The organism is Brooklawnia sp. (genome assembly GCF_032229645.1).
Taxonomy (GTDB): Bacteria; Actinomycetota; Actinomycetes; order Propionibacteriales; family Propionibacteriaceae; genus Brooklawnia.
The window spans coordinates 1-5441 of the sequence record NZ_JAVTWX010000106.1; the positions used below are offsets into that span (position 1 = coordinate 1).

A 5441-nucleotide genomic window follows, 5' to 3' on the forward strand; every position below is an offset into this window, starting at 1 on the left:
GTGGTTCTCGGGATCGGTGCCCTGCTGGCGAAGCGGCGCCTCGCAGCGATCCGTGCCTCGGACGAGCCGCGCGGCCGACTCGTAGATGCCGTGTCGCGCTTCTCCAGCCTGATGCTGATCGTCGCCGCAGCCCTCACCGCATGGGCAGTGATCTTCACCTTCATGAACGGATTCTTTGCGGGTCCTGATGAGCGCGACCCGGTCGTCCGCCTGTTCAATCTCTACGTCCCAATCGTGCTGTACGCAGCGCTGCTGGTCGCACTGATTCTTGCTGGCTTCGTGTTTCTCGCACCGGCCGTGAGGCCTGAGACCGCCGAACCGGAGTCGGGGCCGCCAGCCGCCGCACACACGGGCGGACAGCGCACCACCGGTCTGGCCTACGCGACCCCGATCATCGCCGCCGCGATCGCTCTGATTCTCGGACTCGTGGTCTACGACCTCACCCGCACCGCGTTGCAGGTCTGGATTTGGGTCGTCATTTTCGTCATCGTCGGTGCGGGCATTCTCGCCGGCACAGTTCTTGCTGCACGAAGCGCCGGCGCCAGCGATGTCACAGCTCCGGTCGTCGCCGGAGCCAAGACTCTGAACTTCGTGCTCGCGATCTTGTTTGCCGTCGTTGTCGCGAGCATGTCGCTCGGCTACGGAGCATCTGCGGTGGCGCAGCTCAACGTCTCCCCCGGGCTCTCGCTGTCGGCTTACGGAAATTCGGAGAAGTATGGGGACGATGGGAGCCAGGACGTCACGATGAACGATGTGACAGTCTCGCTGTGGGGAAATGACCTGCAACGCGGATCGACGGTCACGGTAACCCTCAAGCCGGGTGACTTGGAGCTCCTCTCAACCCGTGTCAGCGCTGAACGCTGGGTGAGCGATGAAAAGAAGTGGCCCGACGACCTCACCGCGGGCGCCTACGAGCTAACCGCTGCCGCGACCGCCACTGACGGTGCCGCGATCGAGATCACGCTGGCGGCCACGGTGCTGGACAGCGGCGAGGTCAGGTTCCCGCACGGCAGCTCGGCCTACTTCAACACCGACACGAGCCGCCTGCTGCCGGCCTCCACCGGTTGGTTCTTCGGCGACCTGCTGCCCGCAGGCGTGTTGCTCGTACTCGGCATTGCCATGATCTGGACCACGCTTATCGCGCGTAATCGCACCGTCCGCGTCACGAGTTAGCGTCTCGCGTCGGTCGCGCGAGATGCTGAGGGTGAGGCAGCGGGCGTCACCCGTGGATGCCCGCCGCCCCAGCAGTTATCCGCCCGCGGCCGCCCGGAGATGGCGCATGAAGAACCCGTCGGAGTTCTCGCCCTCGTGCTGAGGAACGCCGGTGTGGCCACCCATATTGGCGTGCAGGGTCTTCTCCTGGGACCCGAATGCGTCGAACAGGTCGAGCGCCATCTGGCGGTCGTTGTACTCGTCGTCCCACTGCAGCAGCATCAGCACCGGGATCGTGACCCGGTGTGCTTGCGCGAGAATACTGCGGGGCACGAAGCTGCCCGCAAAGAACCCGGCGGCCGTGATGCGTGGCTCGACGATGGCGAGCTTGACTCCGATCGAGATCACCCCGCCGGAGTACCCGACGGGCCCGTCGATCTCGGGCAGATCGAGCAGCGCGTCCAACACCGCCCGCCATTCGGGAACAGCCCGCTCGACGAGTGGCAGCACAAGCCGATCGACGATGTCGTCCGTGATCGGTTGACCAGCTCGAATGGCCTCTTGCAGGTCGGATCGGGCCCGGTCAATGTCTGGTAACGCCGACCGGCTGCCTCCGCCGGGAAGCTCAATTGTGGCGGAGGCGAACCCCTCGCGGGCCGCGTGTGTGGCTCGCGCCTGCAGCCGTGGTCGCATGCGGCTCAGGCCTCCCGGATGTCCCTGCAGAATCAGCGGAACAGCCGGAGATGTGGTGGGTGTCCAGAGGGTGCCGGGGACGTCGCCCAGCGTGAACTCGCGTTCGCGGACGCCATCATCGAGGCGTCGTTCAGTAGTGAAGTGCATGGTCGTGCCTTTCGGGAGCCTATGGTGCTCCGGGACGACCTATCGTCCGACCGCGTCTCCTGAGGGGAGCACCCAGTTCAGTTCGATCACGGGTACCACCTCCTCACTCGATTGCACGGCATGACAGAGCCTACTCGCGCTCAACGAATCCGTCGAACGACAGCGGCTACCTTTCCCACCTTCCCGGGGTGGCAAGACCACCGATTCCGGTTTGGGCAGGATCCCCCGGACGAGCTCAGTCGCCGACCGTGTAGCGAGCGCGCTGGACGATCATCGGATCGACTTTGTCGACCACGGCGTGATCCTTGCCTTCGTACTCGAACTGACTGAGGAAATAGCGCATCGCATTCAGCCGGCCCCGCTTCTTGTCGTTGCTGCGGATCGTGATCCAGGGCGCATGATCGGTATCTGTTCTGGCGAACATTGCTTCCTTGGCCTCGCTATAGGCGTCCCAGCGTCCAAGTGATTCCAGATCCATCGGCGAGAGCTTCCAGCGCCGCACCGGATCGATCTGCCGGATCGCGAACCTGGTGCGCTGCTCCTGCTGGGTGACAGAGAACCAGAACTTGGTCAGGTGGATACCTGCGTCGATGATCATCCGCTCGAACTCCGGCGCCTGCTTCATGAAGACCTCATACTCGTCCGGAGTGCAAAATCCCATCACCCGTTCGACGACGGCCCTGTTGTACCAGGAGCGATCGAACAAGACGATCTCCCCTTCGGTCGGGAGGTGCTGAATGTAGCGCTGGAAATACCACTGGCCCTTTTCCCGACTATTCGGAGTGGTCAGCGCCACCACGCGCGAGGCACGCGGATTGAGGTGTTCGGTGAAACGCTTGATGGTTCCGCCCTTGCCGGCTGCGTCTCGTCCCTCGAAGACGATGATGTGGCGCATCCCCGTGTCTTGGCCCCAGTACTGCAGTTTGAGCAATTCCACCTGCAGCAGGTACTTCTCGTGCTCATAGGTGTCGCGATCGAGCATCTCCGCGTAGGGATAGTCCTCACGCCATGTCTCCACGGCGCGACCACCCGGATCGATCAGTTGCGCATCCGGGCCCTGCGCCTCGCCGACCGAATAACCCTCGTCCACCAAATGATCGATGTACTCACGGAGGTTCACATCGGCATCGGGCATGATGTGCTCGAGGTCGGCTGGTCCGGTCATTATTCCTCCTCGTCCACCAACGCTGGTGAATACATACAGGCTAGCCTGGGCAACCGGTTGTATCTGGCGCTGATGTCATCGGACACGGTCGGCAAACTCGGCCAGCATGTTCGCGAACTCGTCGGGGAGCGTGTCGTGGATGTCATGGCCGGACTTGATGCCGTCGATCAGCACGGCGCCGATGTCGCCGCCGATGGCAGGCGAGGCGGCTGAATACGCGCCGCCGGCCGCGTCCCGATATCGGCCCGGCCGGCCGTCGCTATGCCCTGGTTGAGTGCGCATCGCTATCGCTTCCTCGGGTAAGAGCGCAAAACCTCGACAGCGGCGACGCCCACAACCCCTGACAGTCTGATCGCCCGTCATCTCGGCGTTCCGCCGCAAGAAAACGCCGCCGCACGCTGGAACTCCACATACCCCAGGGGGTATACTTTCGTCCACGGGGATCCTGCCGTGACTCCACCGGGAAACCGGACGTCGCAGACTGGGACTTCCACTTTCAGCTAGGCCGAAGGCAGCAGCAGAGCCGTCACCGCTTCCGGTCGTAGCCGCACCACAGCAAGCAAGCTTCAGCCAGCAAGTCATAGCCACCGAGGAGAAGCTGTGTCGGACGTTGTTGTACTGGGCGCAGGGATTGCAGGCCACACGGCCGCGCTCCACCTGAGCCGCCAATTGGGTAAGGAGCACACCGTGACTGTGGTGTCGCCAAATTCCTACTGGAACTGGATTCCGTCCAATATCTGGGTCGGGGTCGGAAAGATGAAGCGTGGCCAGGTGATCTTTCCCTTGGACCCGATCTATCGCAGGAAGGGAATCTCGTTCGAGCAGGCACAGGCCGTCGCGATCCGGCCATACGGCGAGGCCGACGACCTACGCGGAGCGGTCGACATCGTTCGCACCGACTCCGCGCGGGCAGGCCAGACCGACCGAATCCGCTACGACTACCTCATTAACGCCACCGGGCCGAAGCTGCGATTCTCGGCCACCGAGGGTCTGGGACCCGGCGGCTTTACCGCCTCGGTGTACACCGCGGATCACGCGGTGGAAGCAGCTGCCCAGTTCCGCCAGATCGTGGGCAAACTTAAGCGCGGCGAGCCTCAGACGATCATCGTGGGCATGGGTCACGGCACCTGCACCTGCGAGGGTGCTGCCTTCGAGTACGTCTTCAACGTCGACAGCGAGTTGCGCGAGGCCGGCGTCCGTGATCGTGCCCGGATCATTTACCTCACCAACGAGGCTGAACTCGGAGACTTCGGGGTCGGCGGCATGGTATTCGACGAGCAGGGTTACCAGACCACCTCCAAACTGTGGACCGAATCGCTGTTCCGGGAGCGTGGCGTCGAGGCAGTCACCGGCGTGCACGTCGAGCGGGTGGAGCCGAATGTCGTGCATTTCGAGACGCTGGACGGCGAACATCGCCAGCTGGAGTTCGACTACGCCATGCTGCTGCCGCCGTTCGGCGGAGTCGATCTCGCCGCCTACGACCGCAACGGCAACGACATCACGCCCGAACTCTTTGCCCCGAGCGGGTTCATGAAGGTGGACGCGGATTACTCCGCCAAGCCCTACGAACAATGGAGCGCCGAGGACTGGCCCCGGACCTACCAGTGTCCCGGCCACGACAACATCTTCGCGGTGGGGATCGCTTTCGCGCCGCCGCATCAGATCTCGAAGCCGCGCAGATCACCTCGTGGGACTCTCATTGCCCCGGCACCACCACGCACGGGCATGCCGTCAGGAGTGATAGCCAAGACTGTGGCACTCACGATCGCCGACCGGATCCGGCACGGTGGCACCGCCCCCGCACACGATGCATCAATGGCGGAAATGGGTGCCGCCTGCGTCGCCTCGGCCGGCGCTGGCCTGCGCTCCGGATCAGCGGCAGCCATGACGATGATGCCGATCGTCCCCGACTACTCGAAATACCCGACCGGTCGAGACATCAAGGACACCCGCGGCGAGCTCGGACTACACGGCCATTGGGTCAAACTCATGCTCCACTACCTGTTCATCTACAAAGCCAAGGGACTTCCTGGCTGGTTCCTCATCCCGGAGTAATTGATATGGACGACAAGACACCGATTCCCACAGTGGACGTCAGCGGCGCCCCGCTTCCCACGGAGAAGACACTCAAGCACCGCCGCAGCCTGCTCCCCCAGGCGGGCAGCTTTGTGGTCTTCAACCTGCGGATGCTACGGCTGATCACCAAAGGCAAACATTGAACGCATAGGAGGCCGGAGCGGCTTGGAAGCGTGACTAACTACATGCGATTACGCCCATTTGATGA

6 protein-coding genes are annotated in these 5441 nt (G+C 63.3%); 3 read left to right on the plus strand and 3 right to left on the minus strand.

The features are described 5' to 3' along the window. Window positions 1–1173, plus strand: a 1173-nt coding sequence (locus AAFP05_RS07990) for a hypothetical protein (RefSeq protein ID WP_341729333.1), incomplete at its 5' end; no start/stop codon positions are given. Window positions 1174–1248: 75 nt separating this feature from the next. On the opposite strand, the gene AAFP05_RS07995 is transcribed toward AAFP05_RS07990, so the two are convergent. From AAFP05_RS07995 to AAFP05_RS08005, 3 genes are all read right to left on the minus strand, one after another. Further along, the gene (locus AAFP05_RS07995) at window positions 1249–1992 is read right to left on the minus strand and encodes an alpha/beta hydrolase (RefSeq protein WP_341729334.1); all 744 of its coding nucleotides are present in this window, start codon (window positions 1990–1992) and stop codon (window positions 1249–1251) included. Between the two features lie 235 nt (window positions 1993–2227). Beyond that, a complete protein-coding gene (gene ppk2, locus AAFP05_RS08000) occupies window positions 2228–3157 on the minus strand; it encodes a polyphosphate kinase 2 (RefSeq protein ID WP_341729335.1) in 930 nt (309 codons plus the stop codon). 75 nt (window positions 3158–3232) lie between these two features. After that, window positions 3233–3439 carry a hypothetical protein gene (locus AAFP05_RS08005; RefSeq protein WP_341729336.1) on the minus strand — a complete coding sequence of 69 codons (207 nt, stop codon included), beginning with the start codon at window positions 3437–3439 and terminating at the stop codon, window positions 3233–3235. A gap of 318 nt (window positions 3440–3757) precedes the next feature. On the opposite strand from AAFP05_RS08005, the gene AAFP05_RS08010 reads away from it, so the two are divergent. After that, the gene (locus tag AAFP05_RS08010) at window positions 3758–5212 is read left to right on the plus strand and encodes an FAD-dependent oxidoreductase (RefSeq protein WP_341729337.1); all 1455 of its coding nucleotides are present in this window, start codon (window positions 3758–3760) and stop codon (window positions 5210–5212) included. A 5-nt stretch (window positions 5213–5217) separates the two neighbouring features. Continuing rightward, window positions 5218–5376 carry a hypothetical protein gene (locus AAFP05_RS08015; RefSeq protein ID WP_341729338.1) on the plus strand — a complete coding sequence of 53 codons (159 nt, stop codon included), beginning with the start codon at window positions 5218–5220 and terminating at the stop codon, window positions 5374–5376. Window positions 5377–5441 lie beyond the last annotated feature (65 nt).